The sequence below is a fragment of the Streptomyces sp. NPDC052299 genome, from assembly GCF_040679335.1.
Classification (GTDB): Bacteria; Actinomycetota; Actinomycetes; order Streptomycetales; family Streptomycetaceae; genus Streptomyces.
The window spans coordinates 211,750-231,827 of record NZ_JBFAUP010000008.1; the positions used below are offsets into that span (position 1 = coordinate 211,750).

The 20,078-nt window shown below is 72.0% G+C and carries 20 protein-coding genes and 1 riboswitch; of the genes, 8 read left to right on the forward strand and 12 right to left on the reverse strand.

The features are described 5' to 3' along the window. Positions 1-36 precede the first annotated feature (36 nt). Together AB0L33_RS16130 and AB0L33_RS16135 are read right to left on the reverse strand one after the other, a co-directional pair. The gene (locus tag AB0L33_RS16130) at positions 37-639 is read right to left on the reverse strand and encodes a dihydrofolate reductase family protein (RefSeq protein WP_365681782.1); all 603 of its coding nucleotides are present in this window, start codon (positions 637-639) and stop codon (positions 37-39) included. Positions 640-733: 94 nt separating this feature from the next. Then, on the reverse strand, positions 734-1,342 hold the full coding sequence (locus tag AB0L33_RS16135) for a TetR family transcriptional regulator (RefSeq protein WP_365681784.1): 609 nt from the start codon (positions 1,340-1,342) through the stop codon (positions 734-736). Between the two features lie 80 nt (positions 1,343-1,422). On the opposite strand from AB0L33_RS16135, the gene AB0L33_RS16140 reads away from it, so the two are divergent. Together AB0L33_RS16140 and AB0L33_RS16145 are read left to right on the forward strand one after the other, a co-directional pair. Beyond that, complete coding sequence (locus AB0L33_RS16140) at positions 1,423-2,358, forward strand: oxidoreductase (RefSeq protein ID WP_365681786.1); 936 nt, start codon at positions 1,423-1,425, stop codon at positions 2,356-2,358. A gap of 89 nt (positions 2,359-2,447) precedes the next feature. Further along, positions 2,448-4,379 carry a protein kinase gene (locus AB0L33_RS16145; RefSeq protein WP_365681788.1) on the forward strand — a complete coding sequence of 644 codons (1,932 nt, stop codon included), beginning with the start codon at positions 2,448-2,450 and terminating at the stop codon, positions 4,377-4,379. Between the two features lie 39 nt (positions 4,380-4,418). On the opposite strand, the gene AB0L33_RS16150 is transcribed toward AB0L33_RS16145, so the two are convergent. Further along, the gene (locus AB0L33_RS16150) at positions 4,419-4,994 is read right to left on the reverse strand and encodes a TetR family transcriptional regulator (RefSeq protein ID WP_365681790.1); all 576 of its coding nucleotides are present in this window, start codon (positions 4,992-4,994) and stop codon (positions 4,419-4,421) included. Continuing rightward, entirely contained in the window at positions 4,991-6,502 is a 1,512-nt protein-coding gene (locus AB0L33_RS16155; protein WP_365681792.1) for an MFS transporter, read from the reverse strand. The genes AB0L33_RS16150 and AB0L33_RS16155 overlap by 4 nt, the downstream gene beginning before the upstream one ends. A gap of 163 nt (positions 6,503-6,665) precedes the next feature. On the opposite strand from AB0L33_RS16155, the gene AB0L33_RS16160 reads away from it, so the two are divergent. Next, entirely contained in the window at positions 6,666-6,998 is a 333-nt protein-coding gene (locus tag AB0L33_RS16160; protein ID WP_143616173.1) for a hypothetical protein, read from the forward strand. Positions 6,999-7,034: 36 nt separating this feature from the next. Here AB0L33_RS16160 and AB0L33_RS16165 read toward each other — a convergent pair whose 3' ends face one another. Then, positions 7,035-8,432 carry a DUF445 domain-containing protein gene (locus tag AB0L33_RS16165; protein ID WP_365681794.1) on the reverse strand — a complete coding sequence of 466 codons (1,398 nt, stop codon included), beginning with the start codon at positions 8,430-8,432 and terminating at the stop codon, positions 7,035-7,037. Positions 8,433-8,547: 115 nt separating this feature from the next. Between AB0L33_RS16165 and AB0L33_RS16170 the strand changes: the two genes are divergently transcribed. Next, positions 8,548-9,795: an SGNH/GDSL hydrolase family protein gene (locus tag AB0L33_RS16170; protein ID WP_365681796.1), complete on the forward strand. Its 1,248-nt coding sequence runs from the start codon at positions 8,548-8,550 to the stop codon at positions 9,793-9,795. Between the two features lie 9 nt (positions 9,796-9,804). On the opposite strand, the gene AB0L33_RS16175 is transcribed toward AB0L33_RS16170, so the two are convergent. From AB0L33_RS16175 to AB0L33_RS16190, 4 genes are read right to left on the reverse strand one after another with little or no spacing between them, the layout of a single operon-like run. Further along, complete coding sequence (locus AB0L33_RS16175; RefSeq protein ID WP_365681997.1) at positions 9,805-10,467, reverse strand: DUF1707 domain-containing protein; 663 nt, start codon at positions 10,465-10,467, stop codon at positions 9,805-9,807. Between the two features lie 31 nt (positions 10,468-10,498). Next, positions 10,499-11,521: an ATP-binding cassette domain-containing protein gene (locus AB0L33_RS16180; protein ID WP_365681798.1), complete on the reverse strand. Its 1,023-nt coding sequence runs from the start codon at positions 11,519-11,521 to the stop codon at positions 10,499-10,501. Positions 11,522-11,540: 19 nt separating this feature from the next. Further along, the gene (locus AB0L33_RS16185) at positions 11,541-12,410 is read right to left on the reverse strand and encodes an ABC transporter permease (RefSeq protein ID WP_365681800.1); all 870 of its coding nucleotides are present in this window, start codon (positions 12,408-12,410) and stop codon (positions 11,541-11,543) included. Beyond that, the gene (locus AB0L33_RS16190) at positions 12,403-13,203 is read right to left on the reverse strand and encodes an ABC-2 family transporter protein (protein ID WP_365681802.1); all 801 of its coding nucleotides are present in this window, start codon (positions 13,201-13,203) and stop codon (positions 12,403-12,405) included. The genes AB0L33_RS16185 and AB0L33_RS16190 overlap by 8 nt, the downstream gene beginning before the upstream one ends. Positions 13,204-13,375: 172 nt before the next feature. Between AB0L33_RS16190 and AB0L33_RS16195 the strand changes: the two genes are divergently transcribed. Further along, positions 13,376-15,751 carry a transglycosylase domain-containing protein gene (locus tag AB0L33_RS16195; RefSeq protein ID WP_365681804.1) on the forward strand — a complete coding sequence of 792 codons (2,376 nt, stop codon included), beginning with the start codon at positions 13,376-13,378 and terminating at the stop codon, positions 15,749-15,751. Between the two features lie 8 nt (positions 15,752-15,759). Here AB0L33_RS16195 and AB0L33_RS16200 read toward each other — a convergent pair whose 3' ends face one another. From AB0L33_RS16200 to AB0L33_RS16210, 3 genes are all read right to left on the reverse strand, one after another. Then, the gene (locus AB0L33_RS16200) at positions 15,760-16,080 is read right to left on the reverse strand and encodes a multidrug efflux SMR transporter (RefSeq protein WP_018105629.1); all 321 of its coding nucleotides are present in this window, start codon (positions 16,078-16,080) and stop codon (positions 15,760-15,762) included. Positions 16,081-16,119: 39 nt separating this feature from the next. Continuing rightward, positions 16,120-16,192: riboswitch (guanidine-III (ykkC-III) riboswitch) on the reverse strand. 41 nt (positions 16,193-16,233) lie between these two features. After that, a complete protein-coding gene (locus tag AB0L33_RS16205) occupies positions 16,234-16,572 on the reverse strand; it encodes a co-chaperone GroES (RefSeq protein ID WP_365681806.1) in 339 nt (112 codons plus the stop codon). Between the two features lie 43 nt (positions 16,573-16,615). After that, entirely contained in the window at positions 16,616-16,933 is a 318-nt protein-coding gene (locus AB0L33_RS16210) for a DUF3618 domain-containing protein (RefSeq protein WP_365681808.1), read from the reverse strand. A gap of 127 nt (positions 16,934-17,060) precedes the next feature. On the opposite strand from AB0L33_RS16210, the gene bcp reads away from it, so the two are divergent. The 3 genes from bcp to AB0L33_RS16225 all read left to right on the forward strand — a co-directional run bounded on the left by bcp (position 17,061) and on the right by AB0L33_RS16225 (position 20,012). Continuing rightward, on the forward strand, positions 17,061-17,528 hold the full coding sequence (gene bcp / locus AB0L33_RS16215) for a thioredoxin-dependent thiol peroxidase (protein WP_365681810.1): 468 nt from the start codon (positions 17,061-17,063) through the stop codon (positions 17,526-17,528). A gap of 183 nt (positions 17,529-17,711) precedes the next feature. Next, on the forward strand, positions 17,712-19,208 hold the full coding sequence (gene proP, locus AB0L33_RS16220; protein WP_365681812.1) for a glycine betaine/L-proline transporter ProP: 1,497 nt from the start codon (positions 17,712-17,714) through the stop codon (positions 19,206-19,208). 147 nt (positions 19,209-19,355) lie between these two features. Next, on the forward strand, positions 19,356-20,012 hold the full coding sequence (locus tag AB0L33_RS16225) for an HNH endonuclease (protein ID WP_365681814.1): 657 nt from the start codon (positions 19,356-19,358) through the stop codon (positions 20,010-20,012). Positions 20,013-20,078: the final 66 nt, after the last annotated feature.

Genomic DNA, 20,078 nt, shown 5'->3' on the forward strand with positions numbered 1-20,078 from the left:
CGGGGGCTCGCGCCCCGGCCGGCCGGGACCGCCGACTCAGCCGGCCACCGAGGCACGTTGATACGTCAGATACGCCGCTCCGCTCCCGAGGACCGTGTGGTCCGTGAGCGTCCAGGCGGCCGGCTCGAACGCGGCGTTCCGGCCGAAGAGCGGGATGCCCGCGCCGGTCGTCGTCGGGCTGAGCTTCAGGATCAGCGTGTCGATCTCCGCGTAGAGCGAGGCGGCCAGCTCGCCGGCGCCGACGAGCCAGATGTCCTTGCCGTCCTCCTGCTTCAACTCCCGTACGCGCGCGACGGGATCACTCGCGACGAGCTCCACCGCCGGGTCCGGGCTCTCACCCAGGGTGCGGGAGAACACCAGGTGCCGCAGGTGCGGGTAGGCGTCCGTGAGTCCGGCATCGAGACCGATCTCGTACGAGCGCCTGCCCTCCAGGACCGTGTCGAAGCGCGTGCCCTCCGCCGTCACCCCGAGGGCGGCCCGCGCCGGGCCGGGCAGGGTCTCCGGGTACTCCGCGATCAGGTGCTTGAGGTAGTCCTCCGGGATGGGCCAGAAGCCGTCCGGGCCGGTGGGATCGGCTCCGTCCGGGCCGGCGATGAAGCCGTCGAGGGTGGCGGCGATGAAGTACACCAGCTTGCGCACAGGGGACCCTTCGTCCGGAGAGCGGCCTTCGGTGGGGGGCCGTCGGCCGTCCATGATCGAACGGGTGGACGGGAGTTGCAACGGAAAAGTCCCGTCACACCTCGGTGCCGTCCAGCGCCGGGGCGATCACCGCGAACGCGCGGTCCGTGAGGTCCGCCGGGGTCTCCGTCGAGCCGTCGGCGCTCCAGTGGTGCAGCACGGCGTCGAACGCGTCCAGCGCCATGCCCGCCGCCAGCCTCGGATAGAGGTCCCGCTCCGCGTCCCGCCCCAGCCGCTCGGCCAGTTCCCGGGCGAGGTCGTCGCGCCACCGTGCCTGGCGCTCCAGGAAGCGGGCCAGCAGCGCGGGAGTGCGCAGGATCAGCCGTACGACGCGCAGCGCCCGGTCCCCGTGGTCCGCGCACTCGCCGAGCGGCACCCAGATCGCGTGGCGCAGCGCGACGGACGGCGGCTCGGCGGCCGGGCGGGCGGCCAGCTCGGTGCGGATGCCGGTGCCCATGTCCGCGAGGAACTGGACGACCACGTCCTCCTTGGACGCGAAGTAGCGGAAGAACGTCCGCTTGGAGACGCCCGCCGCCGCCGCGATCTCGTCCACCGTGACCGCGTCGTAGCCCTTCAGGGCCAGCAACTGCAGGGCGGACTCCGTCAGTTCGTCGGAGACCAGCCGGCGCTTGCGCTCGGCCAGGGTCGCTCGGGGAGTACTCACCCTCCTCACGGTACTCCATGCCGCCCATGTCACCAAGTGACATATTGACACTCGCTGCCATGCAGGGCAGCCTGTGCCGCATGACACAGCAGGAACGCTGGACCGCCGAGCACATCCCCGACCAGACCGGGCGCGTCTTCGTCGTCACCGGGGCCAACAGCGGCCTCGGCCTGGCCACGGCCCGGGCCCTCGCCCGCCGGGGCGGGCACGTGATCCTCGCCGTACGCGACGAGGCGAAGGGCCACCGCGCGGCGGCGGAGCTGACCGCCGCGCAGCCGGACGCCCGGCTGGAGGTGCGCCGGATCGACCTGGCCGACCTCGATTCCGTACGCGCGTTCGCGAAGAAGCTGCACGCGGACCACGCGCGGCTCGACGTGCTCGTCAACAACGCCGGGGTCATGGCGCCGCCCCGGACGCTGTCCCCGCAGGGCCACGAGGTGCAGTTCGCGGCGAACCACCTCGGACACTTCGCGCTCACCGGCCTGCTGCTCGGCCTCCTGACTGCGGGCACCGACCCCCGCGTGGTCACCGTCAGCTCGCCCAACCACCGCAAGGCACACCTGTACTTCGACGACCTCACGGGCGAACGGCGGTACTCGCCGATGGGCTACTACAACCAGTCCAAGCTGGCCAACGCCGTCTTCGGCCACGAGCTGCACCGCCGCCTCACCGAGGCCGGCAGCCCGGTCCGCAGCCTGCTCGCCCACCCCGGTTACACCGCCACCGGCCTCCAGACCGGCGGCCCCGTCGCCCCGGTGTCCCTGCTGTTCGGCCGCGTGCTCAGGCCGCTCGCCCAGTCCCCCGACCGGGGGGCGCTGCCGCAGCTCTACGCGGCGACCCGGCCGGGCCTGACGGGAGGCGAGTTCATCGGGCCGGACGGGAGGGGCGAGCTGCGCGGGGCGCCGACCCGGGTCGGGCTGTCCGCCGGGGCGGCCGACGCCGTGACGGGGCGCCGGCTGTGGGCGGTGTCGGAGGAGGCCACGGGCGTGCGGTTCGCGTTCCCCCGATCCGGCTGAATCAAGGCGCTCCCACCGCTCCGCAGCGCCCCGGGATTTGGATAAGGTGCCGTGTCTACAGCAGCGCTCTCCGGGGGAGTTACGAGTTCATGAGCGGTCAGCAGCCAAGCAGAGGCGGCGCCTCACAGGTCTTCCAGCCCCTCGCGGCCGACGACCCCACCACCATCGCCGGGTACCGGCTGGCCGCCAAGCTCGGCGCGGGCGGCATGGGCAAGGTGTACCTGTCGTACACGCCCGGCGGGCGGCCCGTCGCGATCAAGGTGATCCGGCCCGAGTTCGGCGAGGACGCTGAGTTCCGGCGGCGGTTCGCGCAGGAGGTGCAGTCCGCGCAGCGCGTGCAGGGGCTGTTCACCGCGCCCGTGATCGACGCCGACACCCAGGGCGCGCAGCCGTGGCTCGCCACCGCCTACGTGCCGGGCCCGTCGCTCGCCGACGCGGTCGTGGAGCACGGCGCGCTGCCCGTCGACGCGGTGCTGCTGCTGATCGCGGGCATGGCCGAGGCGCTGCACGTTATCCACGGGGCGGGGATCGTCCACCGCGACCTCAAGCCGTCCAACGTGCTGCTCGCGGCGGACGGGCCGCGCGTCATCGACTTCGGCATCGCGTACGCGGCCGACGCGACGTCGCTCACGGGGAGCGGCGTCACGATCGGCACCCCGTCGTTCATGGCGCCGGAGCAGGCCGCCGGGCGCAAGGTCACCGCCGCGACGGACATCTTCGCGCTGGGCCAGGTCGCGGTGTTCGCGTCGACCGGGACGCCCGCGTTCGGCGAGGGGACCTCGCACGGGGTGCTCTACCGGATCGTGCACGAGGAGCCGGACCTCGCGGGCGTGCCGGAGCGGCTGATGGAGCTCGTGGGGCGCTGCCTCGCGAAGAATCCGGAGGACCGGCCGTCGGTCGCCGAGGTGATCCAGCTCTGCCAGACCGCGAACGCGGAGACGGTGCTGCGGCGGCCGGAGGACTGGCTGCCGAAGCCGGTCGCGGCCGACATCACCGTACGGGCCGCCGCGCCGGCGCCCGTGCAGACGCCGCCGCCGCCGTCGGCCGCCCCGGCGACGCCGCCGGTGGCCGCCGCGCCCCCGGCCGCCTATTCGCCCACGACCCCGGCGCCGAGCACCCCGCCGCCGGGGTACGGCCCGCCGGTCACGCCCGTGCCCGGGCAGGGCCCCGCGCCGGTGGGGCCCGGTGCCTACGGCGCGCCCGCGACGCCTTCGGAGCCGGCCTCGGCGTACGGCGCGCCCTCGGCGCCTTCCGGGCCGACCCCGGCGTACGGGTATCCGGCCGCCCAGCAGCCGTCGTACGGGTATCCGGGGCCGGGGGCCGCCTCGTACTCCGGCGGGGTTCCGCCGCAGTCCCCGGTGACGCAGGCCGCCGCGCCGACGCCTCCGAAGCGGCGGCGGGGGCGGGCGGCGGCCATCGCGGTCGTGGCCGCGCTGCTGGTCGGTGTGGCCGGGGGCGGGACGGCGTACTTCCTGTCGCAGAAGGACGACGACAAGGGGTCGCAGAGCGACACCACCGCCCAGGGCAAGAACTCGCCCGCCCCCAAGGCGAGTTCCACGCCCGGCGCGGATGCCACCGGGAGCGGTGTCGATGACGGCACCGAGCAGCCCGAGGGGGAGACTCCCGCGACGGCGGACCCGACGCCGGAGGACTTCACCGGGATCAACCTCACCGTCGGATACCACCTCACGTTCGGCGATGCCGAGGTGCGCCCGCAGGAGGGCGAGGACGACGGGTACGAGCTGACGTACGACTCCGGCGGGTACCTGGAGGCGGAGAGCGAGGGCGGCAAGCTGATCCTGCTCGACCCGGGGCAGGTCGGCTCACTGGACGTGTGCCGGACGGAGACGCGGTTCGCCAACAACATCGAGATCAGCAAGCTGTCCAAGGGGCGGCAGGTGTGCGTGACGACGGGGACGGGGCACATGGGGCTGGTGACGTATCAGGGTCACTCGCCGGAGGATTCGCCGAGTGACTACATCACGCTCGATGTGACGGTGTGGCGGAACGCGGTGCGCTAGGGGACGGCGCCGGGCGGGGGCTCCGCCCCCGCAAACGCCTCAGCCCGTGATCAGCCGCTGGAGCGCCGGGGCGTACAGGTCCGCGATGCGTTCCGGCGTCGCGGACGCCCCCGCGCCGTCCCGGTGCAGGCTCAGCGTCGCGCCCAGGCCCAGCAGGTGACCCGCCAGGAGCTCCGCGCGCAGCGCGCGGTCCTCGCCGGGGAGGCGGGCGGTCAGGGCGTCGGTGACCTGTTCGTGGAAGCGGTCGCGCAGCAGGGAGCGTTCGTCCTGGTTGCCCAGGGAGAAGACCACCCGCAGCAGCGGGTCCGACTGGAGCGCGCGGCGGTGGTCGACCAGGGTGACCACCATGTGGCGGCCCAGCGCGTCGAGCGGGGCGTCGAAGAGCTGCGCGGCGGCCGGGCCGAAGTCGGCCACCGTGTTGAACAGCTCCTCCTTGCGGCCGAAGTGCTTGACCACCAGCGAGGCGCTGACCCCGGCGTCCGCCGCGATCCCCCGGATCGTCACCTCCGCGTACGGCCGCTGCGTGAACGCCCGCCGGGCGGCGCGCAGGATGGCGTCCCGCCCGGTGCCCGCGTCCGTGGCCGGGTTCGCGGCGATGGCCTGGCCGCCGGTCATGCGCCCTCCTGGATTCCCGCCGGCCGCGCACCCCCCGTCAGGGTGCCCGGCGTCCTGCGGCTCTCCTCGACCGTACCCGCCCCGGACGGCTTGCGGCCCGGCAGCATGAGCGTGACCAGCAGGGCCAGCAGCGCCGCGCCCGCCGCGATGACGAAGACCAGCTGGTACGCGTGCAGGGTCGGCGCGATCCGGCCCCCCGCCCGGAAGGTGAGGTTGGCCAGGACGGCGGCCACCGTCGCGCTGCAGAACGCCTGCCCGATCGACCGCATCAGGGTGTTCAGGCCGTTCGCCGCCCCGGTCTCGCTGACCGGGACGCCGCGCATCACGAGGGCCGGGAGCGCCGAGTACGCGATGGCCGTGCCCGAGGCGACGACCGTGGCGCCCGCGACGATGAGCCACAGGCTGTGGCTGGTGAAGTACCGCACCCCGTAACCGGCCGCGATGATCCCCGCCGCCAGCGCGAGGCTCACCTTGGGGCCGTGCTTGGCGGAGATCCGGGCGGAGACCGGGGACAGCGCCACCATGGCGACCCCGCCCGGCAGCAGGCACAGACCGCTGACGACGAGCGACGCGCCGAGCCCGTAACCGGTCGCCTTCGGCTCCTGCACCATCTGCGCGGTGACCAGGGAGTTCGCGTAGAAGGCGAAACCGATGAGCAGCGCCGCGATGTTGGTGAGCAGGACGGCCGGGCGGGCGGAGATCCGCAGGTCGACCATGGGCGTCGCCACGCGCAACTCGTACGCCCCCCAGATCAGCGCCACCACGACGGCCGCCACGAGCAGGCCGACCGTCCGGCCGGAGGTCCAGCCCCAGTCACCGCCCTGCGTCACCGCGAGCAGCAGGCAGACCAGCGCGCCGGACAGGCCGAGGGCGCCGAGCGCGTCGAATCGGCCCCGGCTGCGCAGCGGGGACTCCGGTACGAAGGCGAGGACGAGCACGATGTCGATGAGGCCGATGACCCCGGAGACCCAGAACATCGTGTGCCAGTCGAAGTTCTCGACCACCAGCGCGGCGATCGGCAGGCCCACGGCGGCGCCGATGCCGAGCGTCGAGCTCATCAGCGCGACGGCGGACAGCACGCGCTCGGGCGGCAGTTCGTCGCGCAGGATGCTGATGCCGAGCGGTACGACGGCGATCGCGGCGCCCTGGAGCGCGCGGCCGGTGATCAGCACGCCGATGTGGGAGCTGATCCCGCAGAGCACCGAGCCCACCACGAGCACCACGAGCGAGGCGACGAGCACCCGGCGCTTGCCGTACATGTCGCCGACCCGGCCGAGCACGGGCGTGAACACCGCACCCGTCAGCAGCGTGACGGTCACCAGCCAGCTCGCGGCGGCCGGGGTGGCGCCGGTCAGCTCGGGGATGTGCGGGAGCAGGGGCACGACGATCGTCTGCATCACCGCGACGACGACCCCGCAGAAGGCCAGCACGCCCACCGCGAAGCGCGGGTGCGGGGCCTGGGCCGCGGGGGTGGTCGGGGCGGCGGGGGCGGGTATGTCCGCAGGCATGGTTCTCCGTTGCCGACTCGGGGTGCACGGATGTTCACCCCCCAGGGTAAACGCCTGTGCACCCCCTCGACGACCGGAGGGCGGAAGCGCGGGTTAGCCTCGGGTCGGGCGCCGGTGCGGCGCTTTGCGCGAGGCGGTCACGGACGCGCCGGGCGCACACCCCATGACGTGGACGAAGGCGGAGGTGACCGCGATGGCGAAGGTGCCGGCAGCGGCGGTGGCGGCGGGCGGACTGGTCGGCGGTTACGCCGTGGCGCGGTGGACCCGCAAGCGTCCGCTGGGCGGGGTCGCGCTCGCGGCGGCGGGCGGCGTCGCCGCGTACGAGTGGAACCGGCAGGCGGGCCCGCGCGCGGCCGTCGCGCTGACCACCGCGTACGTGGCCGCGTTCGCGGGCTCGCACCCGCTGGCCAAGAAGGTCGGCGCTTGGCCCGCGGTCTTCACCGTGGCGGGCACGGTGGCCGCCGCGTCCTGGGCGGTCACCCGCCGGGCGTCGTGACCGAAGCGGTCCCGGGGCCCCGGTCCCGGGACCGCGTCACCTCCACAACGCCCACGACACCGTGTGGATCGCCAGCCCCGCCAGCGCCCCCACCACCGTGCCGTTGATGCGGATGAACTGCAGGTCACGCCCGATGTGGGCCTCGATCTTGCGGGACGTCTGGTCCGCGTCCCAGCCGGCCACCGTGTCGCTGATCAGCGACGTGATCTCCGTCCGGTACGTCGTGACGACATACGCCGCCGCGTCCTCCAGCCACCCCTCCAGCTTCCCCTGGAGCCGTTCGTCCGTGGCCAGCCGGGCGCCCAGCGACATCAGCGAGGCCCGGGCGCGCAGCCGCAGCTCGCTCTGCTCGTCCTCCGCCGCCGCGATGACCATCGCGCGCACCGACGCCCAGGCCGAGGCGATGACGTCCTGGACCTCGCCGCGCCCCAGGATCTCCGACTTCAGGCGCTCCACCCGGCCCCGGGTCTCCGAGTCGGTCTGGAGGTCGGCCGCGAAGTCCGCGAGGAACGTGTCGATGGAGCCGCGCGCCGGATGCCCCGGCATGTCCCGCATCTCGGTGACGAAGCGCAGGAGCTCCTTGTAGACCCGCTCCCCGACCCGCTTGTCCACGAACCGGGGCGTCCAGCCCGGCGCCCCGCCCTGCACCGCGTCCATCACCGAGTCTCCGTGCAGCACGAGCCAGTCGTGGGCCCGGGCGCAGACCAGGTCGACCAGCTTGCGGTGGCCGCCGTCCGCGACCACCTTCGCCAGCATCTTGCCGAGGCCCGGGCCGATCTCCACCGCGTTCGCCCGCCGGGTGATCGCCTCTCCGACGACGGCCTGGACGTCCGCGTCCCGCAGGACGGTGAGCGCCCCGCGCAGTGCGGTCGACAGCTCGGCCGTGACCCGGTCCGCGTGGGCCGGCTCCGCGAGCCAGCCGCCGACCCGGCGACCGATGCCCAGCGAGTGAATCCGGTCACGTACGACGTCCCCGGAGAGAAAGTTCTCGCCGACGAAGGAACCGAGGGACGCCCCGAGCTGGTCCTTCTTGGTGGGAATGATGGCGGTGTGCGGAATCGGCAGACCGAGCGGACGCTTGAAGAGGGCCGTGACGGCGAACCAGTCGGCCAGCGCACCCACCATGCCCGCCTCGGCGGCCGCCGCGACGAAGCCCGGCCAGCCGCTCACCCCCTCGTGCTTCGCCCAGGTGGCGAGGACGTACACCAGCGCGACCAGCAGAAGGAGGCCGGTGGCCGTGGTCTTCATACGGCGTACGCCACGACGTTTCTCCTCGTCCGCCGCGGTGTACGCGAACGAGGCGAGGCCCCCGGGTCTCGCCCGCCCACCGGGCCCCGGAGGCAGTTCGCCCCGCTCGGTCCGCCCGGTCCCGTCGATCCGTTCCATCCGCTCCACCCGTCCGCGTACGCACAGCCCCAGACGTCCGCTACGCATTGTGCCTACCTGACCTACTCCCGGGCCGCACGTCGAGTTCCCCGCGCCCTGCCGCATCATGGGAACAGGTCCACTCCCCCCGCATTCCTCATTTCCGCAAGGAGACACACCGCCCATGCCCAGGCGCCAGGGGTACGCCCTGCTCATAGCCCTCGTGGCGGGTACCGCCGCGCTCGCCGCAGCCGTGGCGTTCGCCGGTTCCCTGCTGTTCGGCGGGGACAGGGCGACGGCCGCCGCCACCACGGCCCCGCAGGGCGTGGCCCACAGCCCGGCCGCCCCGGCGCGGTCCTCCGGGCACTGGCTCGCCACCTGGGCGGCGTCGCCCGTCGCGGGCGTGGCCGACCCGGCGCAGGCGGAGGACCAGAGCCGCCGCGTCATCCGTAACGTCGTGCACACCAGCATCGGCGGCACCGAGGCCCGCGTGACGCTGTCCAACCTGTTCGGCACGCAACCCCTGCTCATCGACCACGTCACCGTGAACACCCGACCCGTGACGTTCCGGGGCGCCGCGTCCGTCACGGTCGCCGCGGGCGGGCAGACCGTCAGCGACGCCGTCGCCGTCCCGGTCGACGCGGACGCCGACCTCGTGGTCACCCTGCGCACCCCGACCGCCGACGGGCCGGTCACCACGCACCCGAACAGCCACCAGACCTCGTACACCGAGGACGACCGGGGCACCTGGGCCACCACGCAGTGGCGCTACCTCACCGCCGTCGATGTGCGGGGCGGGACGCGCGCGTCGGCGACGCTCGTCGCGTTCGGCGACTCGCTCACGGCGGGCACCGGCTCCACCACCGACGCGAACACCCGCTGGCCCGACCTCCTCGCCGACCGGCTGGACGGCCGGTACGCGGTGGTCAACGCGGGCATCGGCGGCAACCGCCTGCTGCTCGACGGCATCGGCCCGCGCGCGCTGGACCGCTTCGAGCGCGACGTCCTCGGCGTCTCCGGCGTGAAGACGGTCGTCATCGCGCTCGGCATCAACGACGTGCAGGCGTTCCCGAACGAGACCGACCCCGAGCGGATCACCGGCGCCCTGCGCACCCTCACCCAGCGGGCCCACGCGCGCGGCCTGCGGGTCATCGGCGCGACCCTCATGCCCCACCGGGGCTACGCCAGGTGGACCGCCGCCGGTGAGCAGGTGCGCCGGTCCGTCAACGCGGAGATCCGGGCCGGCGGAGTCTTCGACGAGGTCATCGACTCCGACCTCGCCCTGCGCGACCCGGCCCACCCCCAGCGGCTGCGCCCCGCCTACGACTCCGGCGACCACCTGCACCTCAACGACGCCGGGTACGCCCGCCTCGCGGCGCTGCTGGACGTGGACGCCCTGACCGGGGACCGGCCGAAGGTCGACGCGCTCTGACCGGAGGGGCTAGCGCCCCTCGCCCTTCTCCAGGCTCCCCCGCGCGCGTTCCGCCTCCCGCAGCCGCTGCCTCTCCGCCTTGCTGCGCTTGTGCTCCACCCCGACGCCGCCCATGAGCGCGAAGCCGGTGATCCGGACCCGGGGCGCGTCGGGCGCGGGGGCCGGCTCGTCCTTGGCGTGCTCCCCGAAGCCGCCCATGATGCCGATGCCCCGGACGTCCACGTTGAGGTCCGGCGGGACCGTCACATGGAGGCCGCCCATGATCGTGAAGCAGCGGATCACGGTCTCGCGGGACTCGAAGTTCGCCTCGCGCAGGTCGATGTCGCCGCCGCCCCACATCGAGAACGCGGTGAACACCTTGCCGACCGTCCAGTTGCCCCGGCGGCGGAAACCGCCCCAGAACGCGAAGCCGCCGGTCGACGTCGCCGGCCGCCCGATCCGCTCCGACCAGCGCGCCGCCGAGCCCGACCTGGGCTGCACGGCGGCGGGCGCCGACGAACCGGAGCCTGCGGACGGCAGATCGCGGACGAGCGGTTCCAGCTCGCCGTGCGTCCGCGCCTTGTACGCGGTGTCGAGCCGCTGCTCGAACTCCTCCATCTCGAGGCGCCCTTCGGCGACCGCCTCACGCAGGATCTCGGCAACACGTTCACGCTCGGCGTCGGAGGCCCGCATGTCGGGGAGTTCGCTCGTCATGGAACGCAGCCTATTGAACGGCCGCGCTCACGTCACCGGCTCCCCTGGCCGTCTCGGACGCGTACATCTTCGCGATCACCGCCTCGATGTCGGGCTCCCGCACCGAAAGGTCCGCCAACGGATACTCCGCGGCGATCCGCGCCACCAGCGGGGCCGCCGACGCGGACGCCGGGAAGGCCAGCCACTGGCGCGGCCCCTCCACCTTCACCGTCCGCACCGATGGCTCCGACTCCAGCCGGATCGGCGGGAGTTCGCGTTCCAGGTCGACCACGAGCGTCCGCTCGCTCTCCCCCACCTCGTGCAGCCCGGTCAGCGCGCCGTCGTACATCAGCCGGCCGTGGTCGATCACCATCACCCGGCTGCACAACTGCTCGATGTCCGTGAGGTCATGGGTCGTCAGCAGCACCGTCGTCCCGCGCTCCGCGTTCAGGTCCCGGAGGAACTGCCGCACCTTGGCCTTGGACACCACATCGAGGCCGATCGTCGGCTCGTCCAGATACAGCACCTCCGGGTCGTGCAGCAGCGCCGCCGCGATGTCCCCGCGCATCCGCTGCCCGAGCGACAGCTGACGCACCGGCACGTCCAACAGCTCCCCCAGGTCCAGGAGTTCGACACACCGGTCCAGATTGGCCCGGAAGCGCGCGTCCGGCACCCGGTACATGCGGTGCATCAGCCGGTACGAGTCGCGCAGCGGCAGGTCCCACCAGAGCGTCGTCCGCTGCCCGAAGACCACACCGATCCGGTGCGCCAGCCGCGTACGCTCGCGCGAGGGGTCGATGCCCGCCACGCGCAGGGAGCCGCCGCTCGGGGTGAGGATGCCCGTCAGCATCTTGATCGTGGTCGACTTCCCGGCCCCGTTCGGCCCGATGTAGCCGACCATCTCGCCGCGCTCCACCCGGAAGCTGATCCCGTCGACCGCCCGCACCTGGCGCCGCTCCCCGCGCAGGAAGCCCGTCCTGCGGCGGACGTCGAAGACCTTCTCCAGCCGGTCCAGCTCGATGAAGGCCGTCCCGGTGCCCGTGTCCGTACTCATGCCGCTCCCTCTCCGTCCGTCAACTTCCCGTACTCCGGTACGCCCGCAGCCCCGCCCGCCACGCCAGACCCGCCCCGGCCGCGCAGACCGCGGCCACCACCGGCGGCAGGAACGCCACCCACTCCGGCAGCCCCAACGGCAGCTCGCGGCCCAGCACGTACAGCGCCGGCAGCCAGTTCACGAAGGCCAGCGGAACCACGAACGTCACCCCGCGCACCAGGTCCTTCGCGAAGATCGTCGGCGGATACTGGAGCAGCGTGTTGCCGCCGTACGTGAACGAGTTCTGCACCTGCGAGGCGTCCTGCGCGACGAACTGGAACGCCCCGCCCGCCACGAACACCGCGCCGAAGATCACCGCCCCGCTCAGCAGCATCAGCGGCAGCAGGACCGCCTTCGCCACGGTCCAGTCGATGTCCGCCGCCACCAGCCCGTAGCCCAGGACCAGCAGCCCCTGGGTGATCCGCCCCAGCCTGCGCAGCGCGAACCGGTCGGCCGCCACCTGCGCGAGGACCGGGACGGGCCGCACCAGCAACGTGTCCAGCGTGCCGTCGCGCACCCGGCGGCCCAGCCGGTCCATCGACCCCATCAGCAGGTCCGCCAGGCCGAACGCCGTCCCCGAGGCCCCGTACAGCAGGGCGATCTCCGGGAGCGTGTAGCCGCCCAGCGCGTCGACGTGCGCGAACATCAGCATGATCGTCACGAAGTCGAAGGCCGTCGCCGTGAAGTTGCCGACCGCCGTCATCACGAAGGACGCCCGGTACGCCATCGTGGAACGCAGCCACATCGACACGATCAGCCCGTACGCCCGCACCCCCTCCACCAGCCGCGGGCGCGGGGCGAACACCGCCCCCGGCGCCTCCGGCACACCCGCCTCCGCCACCTCAGCCACCCTGGACCACCACCCTCCGCGTCGCCACGCCCTGCACCATCCGCCCCACCAGCAGCAACACCGCGGCCCATGCCGCCTGGAACACGTACACCCGCACCAGCCCCCAGCCCGTGTGCTTGCCCAGGAACACGTCCGCCGGCACCTGGAGCAGCGCCGACCACGGCATCAGCCGCGCCACCTCGCCCAGCAGCCCCGGGAACAGGCTGAGCGGCAGCAGCATCCCCGAGAAGAACAGCCCCGCCAGGAAGGCGATCTGCGCCGCGCCCGCCCCGTCCATCAGCCAGAAGGCGGACAGCGCCACCAGATAGCGGATCGCGAAGCTCACCACCACGCCCAGCGCCACCGAGACGAGGAACGCCAGCCACGGCCCCGCCGACCCCGGCAGCGCCAGGTCGAACGCGAGCCCGCCGAGCACCATCGGGACGATGCCCCGCCCCAGCAGGTGGAAGGCCGCCCGCCCCAAGTCCTGCGCCAGCCACCACAGCTGGAGGTCGACCGGCCGGTACAGGTCCACCGCGATGTCGCCCGTGCGGATGCGCTCGATCAGCTCGTCCTCGAAGCCGCCGCCCATCATCACGCAGGTCATCAGCAGCGCCTGGCCCAGCCAGACGAAGGTGAGGGCCTGCGGCATGTCGTAACCGCCGAGCCGCGGCCGCTCGTCCCACAACGCCATGTACGTGTAGGCGAGGATGAATCCGAAGACGGTGTTGGTGAACACCCCCGCCGCCGTCTCGATCCGATAGGTGGCGTAACGGCGGAAACCGCCCGCCGCCACCACCGCGTAGACCCGCACAGCAACCGCCTCCCCGTCAACGGGTGCCGCACCGTGCGTGGACACCAAAGCGCAGGAGCCTAGTCCAGCCGGGGCAGCCGCCGCGAGCGCTTTTCGGCCGTCGATCCAAGGGATATGCGCCAGAAAAGGGCACTATGGGGGAACTGACCGCGGCCGAGGAGTCTGCACCGACATGAGCGACGAGCCACAGCAGCAGAACGGGGACACCGACCCGCCGGGCTGGACCCCCAGGGACCTGCCTGCCGACGCCGCCGCCCCGGGACCGGCCCCCGAAGGCGAGGCCGCCGAAGCCACTGGCGCGAAGAAGCCCAAGCGCCCCAAGCGCACCGGCTGGCGGCGGCTGATCCCCACCTGGCGCATGGTCCTCGGCGGCATCCTCCTCCTCGCCCTGATCCTCATCGGCGGCTTCTTCGCCGGCTACCAGCTCGTCGACATCCCCCCGGCCAACGCCACCGCCACCGCCCAGTCGAACGTCTACCTGTACGCCGACGGCACGGTCATCGCCCGCGACGGGGACGTCAACCGCGAGAACATCAAGCTGGCCCAGGTCCCGCGCACCGTCCAGCACGCCGTCCTCGCCGCCGAGGACCGCGACTTCTACTCCGAACGCGCCGTCGACGTGAAGGCGATGTTCCGCGCCGGCTGGAACACCCTCACCGGCAAGGGCAAGCAGGGCGGTTCGACCATCACCCAGCAGTACGTCAAGAACTACTACCTGGGCCAGGAACAGACCGTCGTCCGCAAGATCAAGGAATTCTTCATCTCGATCAAGCTCAACCGGGAACAGTCCAAGGACCAGATCCTGGAGGGCTACCTCAACACCAGCTACTTCGGCCGCAACGCCTACGGCATCCAGGCCGCCGCCCAGGCGTACTACGGCAAGGACATCGGCGACGTCACCACCGCCCAGGGCGCGTACCTCGCCTCGCTGCTCAACGCCCCCAGCGCCTACGACGTCGTCGCCTACCCCGAGAACAAGCCCGCCGCCGTCGCCCGCTGGAACTACGTGCTGGACGGCATGGTCAAGGAGAAGTGGCTCGACCCCGCCGAGCGCGCCGCGATGACCTTCCCCGTGCCCGGCCCCGTCAAGCCCGCCAACAGCCTCTCCGGACAGCGCGGCTACATCGTCAAGGCCGTCGAGGACTACCTCGTCGACAACGACATCCTGGACGAGAAGACCCTCGCCACCCGCGGCTACCGCATCACCACCACGCTCCAGCGCAAGAAGCAGGACGCCCTCGTCGAAGCCGTCGAGGACAAGGTCATGTCCAAGACCGACGACGACCGCGCGGCCGACCGCGACGTCCGCGTCGGCGGCGCCTCCATCGACCCCGCCACCGGCCACGTCGTCGCCATGTACGGCGGCGTCGACTACACCCGGCAGTACGTCAACAACGCCACCCGCCGCGACTACCAGGTCGGCTCCACCTTCAAGCCGTTCGTCTTCACCTCGGCCGTCGCCAACGACTCCACCACCCAGGACGGCCGCCGCATCACCCCCAGCACCATCTACGACGGCACCAACAAGCGCATGGTCGAAGGCCCCGACGGACCCACCGGCTACGACCCGGCCAACGAGGACGACCGCTCTTACGGCCCCATCACCGTGTCCACCGCCACCGACAAGTCCGTCAACGCCGTCTACGCCCAGATGGCCGAGGACGTCGGACCCGAGAAGGTCCGGCAGACCGCCATCGCCCTCGGCATCCCCAAGGACACCGCCGACCTCACCCCCACCCCCTCCATCGCACTCGGCGTCGCCACCGCCAGCGTCCTGGACATGACCGAGGCGTACGCCACCCTCGCCGCCCACGGCAAGCACGGCGCCCACGTGCTGGTCAGCAAGGTCACCAAGGACGGCGAGGACGTCACCCTGCCCCGCCGTACGGTGAAGCAGGCCGTCAGCCGCGAGGCCGCCGACACCACCACGTCCATCCTCCGGAGCGTCGTCGAGGGCGGCACCGGAACGGCCGCCCGGGGCGCCGGCCGACCCGCGGCCGGAAAGACCGGCACCGCCGAGGAGGACCGGGCCGCCTGGTTCGCCGGCTACACCCCCGGCCTCGCCACCGTCATCGCCGTCATGGGCCAGGACCCGTCCACCGGCGCCCAGAAGTCCCTCTACGGCGCGCTCGGGCTCCCCCGCATCAACGGCGGCGGCGCCCCCGCCGAGACCTGGGCCCACTACACCGGGGCCGCGCTGAAGGGCACCCCCGTCCAGGACTTCGACCTCGACGTGGAGGAGGGCACCGACGACACCGCGCTGCCCACCGCCGAGGACACCGCCCCCGGCGACACCGGCCGCCGCAACCCCTCGGCCAGCCCCCGCCGCACCCCGCCCACCACCCCGTCCCGGACCCCCTCGGCCCCGACCGCCCCCGGCACCACGGACAACCCGGCCGGAGGCACCGGCGACGGCGGCACCACGGACGGCGGGGCGGACACGGGCGGCGGGGACGGCGGGGACGGGGGCGGGGACACCGGGGGCGGCGACATCGGCGGCTTCCTCGACGGGCCCCGGGGCACGCGGGCGCCCAGCCCCCGCCCCTGAGACCGGGCTCAGTGCCCCGAGGTGGCCTTCAGCCCCACCACCGCCACCAGCAGCAGGCACACGAAGAAGATCCGGGCCGCCGTCACCGGCTCGTGCAGCACCACCATGCCCAGGACCGCGGCACCCGCCGCTCCGATCCCGACCCAGACTCCGTACGCCGTACCGATCGGCAGGGTCCGGGCCGCATGCGACAGCAGCATCATGCTCGCCACGATTCCGAGGCCCGTGAACACGCTCGGCCACAGCCGGGTGAACCCCTCGGTGTATTTCATCCCGATCGACCAGGCCACTTCCAGCAGACCGGCGACGACCAGCAGAACCCACGCCACGACAGCACCTCCGACGAGACAGAACACGCGAACAACACGGGTGCGTCGTCTTTGCGAAACCCGGTACGGCGCGTCTCGTCGGGTACCTCAACCGTAGCAAAAGAAGGGCGAAGGGCCCGGTGACAGCCGTCACCGGGCCCTTCGCCCACGGGTCTACAGATACAGACCGGTCGAATCCTCCGAGCCCTCGAACCGGTCCGCGGCCACCGCGTGCAGGTCGCGCTCGCGCATCAGCACGTACGCCACGCCCCGCACCTCGACCTCCGCCCGGTCCTCCGGGTCGAACAGCACCCGGTCCCCGGGCTCGACCGTCCGTACGTTCTGCCCCACCGCCACCACCACGGCCCACGAGAGACGGCGGCCGACCGCGGCCGTCGCGGGAATCAGAATGCCCCCGCCGGAACGCCGCTCGCCCTCGGGCGACTCGGACCGGACCAGCACTCGGTCGTGCAGCATCCGGATGGGCAGCTTGTCGTCGGTGTTCTCGCTCACGCCCCGCAACCTACCGGGCGGCGGGCCGCCCGCCTACGAGGGGTCAGCGCTTGCGGCGCGAGGAGACGACGACCAGGCCGACCACGCCCACCGCCAGCAGCGCCACCGGGATCACGCGCTCCAGCCGGGGACTGCCCGTCTCCGACACGAACTGGGCCTTCACGTCCGACACCGCCCGGTTCACCGCCACGTACGCCCGGCCGGCCGTCCGGTCCACGGTCCCGGCGACCCTGGCCTTCGCGTCACCGATGATCGTCTTCGGGTGCACCCGCACCCCGATCTCATCGAGTACCACCGCAAGCTGCTCGCGCCTGCTGATGATGTCCGCCTCGATCTGCGCAGGGGTCCTGGCATCCGACACCGCGCCGCCTCCGTGGTCCTCGTCCGGTAAACCTTCATCGACAGTCTGTCAGTTCCGCCGCATCCGCACCCGGCGGCACCCCCATTACGCTCGGTCCCTTAGACCCCACGTACCAACGAGGAGAACCATGAGCGAGCGCCTCACTCCCGGCGACACCGCCCCCGCCTTCACCCTGCCCGACGCGGACGGCAACGACGTCTCGCTCGCGGACCACAAGGGCCGCAAGGTCATCGTCTACTTCTACCCCGCAGCGCTTACCCCCGGTTGCACCAAGCAGGCGTGCGACTTCACGGACAACCTCGACCTGCTCGCCGAGGCCGGCTACGACGTCATCGGGGTCTCGCCGGACAAGCCGGAGAAGCTCGCGAAGTTCCGCGACAAGGAGAACCTCAAGGTCACACTGGTGGGCGATCCGGCCAAGGAGACTCTTGAGGCGTACGGCGCGTACGGCGAGAAGAAGCTCTACGGCAAAACGGTGACGGGTGTCATCCGGTCCACGGTCGTGGTGGACGAGGAGGGGAAGGTCGCCCACGCGTTCTACAACGTGAAGGCCACCGGCCACGTCGCCAAGATCATCAAGGACCTCAAGATCTGAGATCCGGCGGGGCGGAACGGGCGGGTCCGCAAGCGACGCGGAACAGTCCGAAACGGGCCATCCACTCGACCAAATGGCCGAAATCATGTGATGGACATCCCATTCCTTCGCCGAACCGGTTTGCGGCCGCCATGTCCGCGCAGAAGCCTTTCCTGTAACAGTTGCCGAGGAAAGGAACCGGCCATGGCGGCCTCCGACCCCCACCAGGTGGCCGACCCGGAAGCGGTCAAACGCCACCCCGCGCTGTTCCGTGCCATCCGGAAGCGCCAGAACCCCAAGCTGCGGCGCACCGACATCACGATCACGGACGACCAGTCGGTCAAGCGCGCGGTCAAGGCCGCCTCGCTCGGCAACGCCATGGAGTGGTTCGACTTCGGCATCTACTCCTACCTCGCCGGCACCCTCGGGCACGTGTTCTTCCCGTCCGGGAACGACACGACCCAGCTGCTCTCCTCGTTCGCCACCTTCGCGGTCGCCTTCCTCGTCCGCCCCCTCGGCGGCATGTTCTTCGGGCCGATGGGCGACAAGATCGGCCGCAAGAAGGTCCTCGCCCTCACGATGATCCTGATGGCGACCGGCACCTTCGCGATCGGCCTGATCCCCTCCCACGCCACGATCGGCGTCTGGGCCGCGGTCCTGCTGATCTTCTTCCGCATGCTCCAGGGCTTCTCGACGGGCGGCGAGTACGGCGGCGCCTCGACCTTCATCGCGGAGTACGCCCCCGACAAGCGGCGCGGCTTCTTCGGCAGCTTCCTGGAGTTCGGCACGCTCGCCGGCTACGTGGGCGCCGCGGGGCTGGTGACGCTGCTGTACGCGCTGCTGAACGACGCCCAGATGGAATCCTGGGGCTGGCGCGTACCGTTCCTGGTCGCGGGCCCGCTCGGCCTGGTCGGCCTCTACCTGCGACTGCGCCTGGACGAGACCCCGGCCTTCCAGAAGCTGGAGGGCGGCACGGCGCACGCCACGGAGGCGGCGGACAGCGTCGAGACGACGGCGAAGGGCGACCTCGCGAAGATCTTCCGCGACTACTGGCCCACGCTGATCCTCTGCATCTGCCTGGTCGGCGCGTACAACATCACCGACTACATGCTGCTGTCGTACATGCCGACGTACCTCTCCGACGAGCTCGGCTACAGCGAGACGCACGGCCTGCTGATCCTGCTCGGCGTCATGGTGTTCCTGATGCTGATCATCAACCAGGTCGGCAAGCTCTCGGACCGCTTCGGCCGCAAGCCGCTCCTGATGACGGGCATGCTGGGCTTCCTGATCTGCTCGCTGCCGTCCTTCCTCCTGATCCGCCAGGGCAGCATCCCGGCGATCATCATCGGCATGCTCCTCCTGGGCCTCTCCCTGGTCTGCATGCTCGGCACGATGTCGGCGGCGCTCCCGGCCCTGTTCCCGACGAACGTCCGCTACGGCTCCCTCTCGGTGGGCTACAACCTCTCCGCGTCGATCTTCGGCGGTACGACTCCGCTGGTGATCACGGCCCTGATCAGCGTCTCCGGCTCCAACCTGATGCCGGCGTACTACTCGATGGCGGCGGCCCTGGTGGGCGTGATCGCGGTGGCCTGCATGAAGGAAACGGCGAACAAGCCCCTGGCGGGCTCCCCGCCGTCGGTGGAGACGACGGCGGAGGCGGAGGAACTGGTCCACGCCCAGACCCCGGACCCGAAGTTCTGACCGTCCCGCCCGGTCACGGCCCGTACCGCTTCCCCCTCGGCGGTACGGGCCGTTCCGCATCTTGTCGGATATCGGACGTGCCATTCCGGTAATCGGTTCGTTACTCCGTACGAGGCCGCGAACGGGCGGCCGGATGCGGAGGGGAACGTGCCGAGGAGCCCATACACACGCGAGCAGCTTTCGGAAGCCGCCGCCGGATCGCGGACCTTGTCCGAGGCCCTGCGCAGACTCGGAGTCGATCCCAGAAGCAGTACGCGGGCATATCTGAGGGAACGCATGCGAAAGCTCGGGGTGGACACCAGCCACTTCGAGCGCGAGGGCGCACGCTGGACGAGAGAGGTCCTCGAACCCGTCGTAGCGGCATCGACGAGCGTGCACGAGGTGCTCAGGCGACTCGGCCTCGAACTCGTCGGCGGGCACCATACGAATATCAGCCGCCGCATCAGGGCGTACGGCCTGGACACCTCCCACTTCGCCCAGCCCTCGCGAGCCGGCATCAAGCAACGACGCCGCACGCCTCAGCAGCTCCTCGTCAAGGACGAGTCGCCACACGCCCGACGCCTTCCCGGTGCCCGGCTGAAGGCCGCGATGCTCGCATGCGGTTTCGTGGAAAGGTGCGCCGGCTGCGCCACCGAACCGACCTGGCTCGGTCGGCCGCTCCCCCTGGAGGTCGACCACATCAACGGCAGCTGGCGTGACAACCGACCGGAGAATCTGCGGCTGCTCTGTCCCAACTGCCACTCCGCGACGGATACCTATCGAGGCCGCGGGAAGAAGCGTCGCGCCGAGGCCGGTGCCGCATGAGCAACAGGGCGACCTCCGCGCTCCACGAAGCGGTGGAGAGCTCGCGGTCCATCGCCGAGCTGCTCC